The sequence below is a fragment of the Paenibacillus sp. JCM 10914 genome (assembly GCF_001315105.1).
Taxonomy (GTDB): Bacteria; Bacillota; Bacilli; order Paenibacillales; family Paenibacillaceae; genus Paenibacillus_AQ.
Genome location: NZ_BAZR01000070.1, coordinates 1 through 2,929, shown reverse-complemented (window position 1 = coordinate 2,929; position 2,929 = coordinate 1). Strand labels below are relative to the sequence as shown.

The following is a 2,929-nucleotide window of genomic DNA, read 5'->3' as shown; positions in this document are numbered from 1 at the left end:
TTGCTTTAATGGAATGTCCACCGAGATTAAAGAAATTATCGGTTACCCCGACCCTCTCCACTTCGAGAACTTCCTGCCATATTTCCACCAACTGGCGTTCTAATTCGTTTCGCGGAGCGACATATTCCTGCCCCCGTCCCCATTGCGGCTTGGGTAGCGCCTTTCGATCCAGCTTCCCGTTCACTGTGACCGGCATGCTCTCCAACACCATAAAGTGCGCAGGTATCATATACGAAGGTAGCCTCTGGGCCAAATACTCTTCTAATCCGGGGGTCTCTTCCCCGTTCTCCAGCACTGTATATGCGCACAAATACTTCTGACCTGTTCCGTCTTCATGGTCAAGCACCATCGCTTCCCTCACTGCGGGATGCTTCATCAGCGCTGACTGGATTTCACCCGGCTCAATCCGGTACCCTCTGATCTTGACTTGATAATCCAAACGACCCAGAAATTCGATGTTTCCGTCCGCCATCCACCTCGCCCGATCTCCCGTCCGGTACATTCTCCCACCATGCAGACTTGAATACGGATCAGCTACAAACTTCCGTTCCGTCATTTCCGGATCCCCTACATAACCCGACGCCAAACATTCCCCGCCGATGTAAATCTCACCGCCCACTCCTTCCGGGCACGGGTTCAACCGTTCATCCAATATGTAATAACGGGCATTCTGAATCGGCTTCCCGTACGGGATGCTCGCCCATTCCGCCTTCACTTCTTCAATCCGGTAGTAGTTCGACCATACCGTTGCTTCCGTTGCTCCTCCTAACGCAACCGTCTCCACCTTTTCGAAATACCTCTTCAACGTGCCCGAAAGTTTCAACGGAATCCAATCTCCGCTCAGAAATACCGTTCTTAAGCGACTCTCCCTCAACTCCTCCTGCATATACGGGAAATACGCCGCTACCTGCTGCATCGCCGCAGGCGCCGAATCCCAGAACGTAATCGGTTCTTTCCATAATCGCTCCGCCAATTTCTCTGGCTCACGGATCTCTTCCTCGCCCGCAATATGTACGGAACCTCCCGCGGCTAACAACCCGAACACATCATACACCGACAAATCGAAGCACATCGACGTGACGAATAATATTCGATCCTCTGCCCCGATCTCAAACGTCCGGTTCACCCATTCGATAGATTGATGACCGGGCGATGGCAAACCGCTACCCCTTTGGGAGTACCCGTAGACCCCGATGTGAAAATGATGTACGCCAATTGTTCAGCATCGACAGCCACCGCCTCGTATTCCAGCGATTCTGCTCCTGCTTTCTGCAATCCGTAAATCTGCTTCTCCCCGTGTGACTCAACTACCGTTTCCTCCATGCAAACTGCATGCATTAACGACGGCACCTCACGCAGTAGTCCCCGAACAACTGGTAGTTGCCTATGAGTCGTCAGCATATGTTCCATGCTCAGCGATTCCATGATCCCCGCAATCCGAGACTGCGGCCAACCTGGTTCGAACGGTACATAGGCTCCGCCCGCTTTCAATACGCCCAGTACTCCCGCGACCATGTCTGGGCCTCGTTCGGCCAAGATGCCGACCGGCTTGCCGGCCCCCATTCCTAATGTCCGGAGCTGCATCGCTAGGCGGTTCGCCTTCTCATCGAGTTCTCGATACGTCCACTGCCTGTCCTCGAACAGCAGTGCCACCGCATTGGGCGTTTGTCTCACCTGTTCCTCAAATAGACCATGAAGCGTTTTGTCCCTAGCGTATTCCTGCTCTGTCAGATTGTTTTCAATGGTCAGCTGCCACTTTTCTTCCTCACTCACCATGACGATCTCTTCGTTTAGAATATCCGGGTGCATGCTAACGGTCTCAAGAATACGGCAATAATGCCCCATCGCCCGGCGAATCAGTTCTTCGTCATAAACCGCCGCGTTATAGGTAAACTTGACGGACATTCCGTCGTCCTCCGGTAACACGATGATGTTAAAATCATAATGTGTCTGCTCAAACCCGCTTACTCCTTCGATTTGGAACCCAACGTTCCGGTCATCCAGAGAGGGGGTCTGTACGAAATTTTCGAATGCCATTATTTGGTCCACCAGCCCTTGCCTTAACGAGCTGAACGATTGAATGTCCACAAGCGGAAAGTATCCGAATTGCGTACTTTCCAGCGCTTCTTCTTGCGCCCGCTGGACCGTCTCTGCGAACGAAACCTCTCCCTCCAATCGGATTCTTACGGGAATCGTGTTGATAAATAAGCCCACCATCGACTCGATTCCCGTTACCTGAGCTTCCCGGCCCGAAATAACCGATCCGAACACGACATCCCGCGTATGGTTGTATTTACCCAGCAAGACACCCCAAGCTACCTGAATGACTGTATTTACAGTCGCACCGCACCCGTTCCCGATCTGTACTAAACGGCGTACAGTCTCCGCATCCAGCTTTCTTATTTCCTCCCGTTGGAGATATTCATTGTTCCGCTCCGCTGACATCGGCAGTTTCGGTAGGGTCGCCTGCTCTTCATAACCAGCTAAATAATGCCGCCAATATTCCGCTGCCTCTTGTTTATCCTGCTGCTCGTACCAGCGGATGAAGTCGCTGTATGGCCGCACGCTGTTCAGGATCGGTGCTGTTCCCGTGTAAAGAGCCCCGTACATCTCAAAAAAATCTTTCATCAAAATTCCCATCGACCAACCGTCCACAACGATATGATGAAAGCTCCATATCACTTCAAACGTGTCCCTACCCGTTTGGAAGATCGACGTTCGCATCGGAACATCTTCGGACAGGTCAAAGCCGCGGATCCGATCCTCTGCTTTAAACTCTTCGATTCGCGCATTGATACGTTCAGGAGTCCAATCGGCCAGACACTCCGAGGTCACTTCGGCCTGTCTTTCAGACAACACCACTTGAAGCGTTTTTTTGGTTTCCTCGTAAAGAAAAACCGTTCGCAAAATATCGTGCCGCTCGATTAAG

The 2,929-nt window shown here is 51.9% G+C and carries 2 protein-coding genes; both read right to left on the bottom strand.

Annotated elements, in window-relative coordinates; translation table 11 throughout:
• Window positions 1-1,159 (bottom strand): non-ribosomal peptide synthetase (locus tag JCM10914_RS28040; RefSeq protein WP_148300288.1); only part of this gene is annotated, 1,159 nt, incomplete at its 3' end.
• Window positions 1,123-2,929: condensation domain-containing protein (locus JCM10914_RS28035; RefSeq protein WP_148300287.1), on the bottom strand; the 1,807-nt coding region annotated here is incomplete at its 5' end. The genes JCM10914_RS28035 and JCM10914_RS28040, both read right to left, overlap by 37 nt.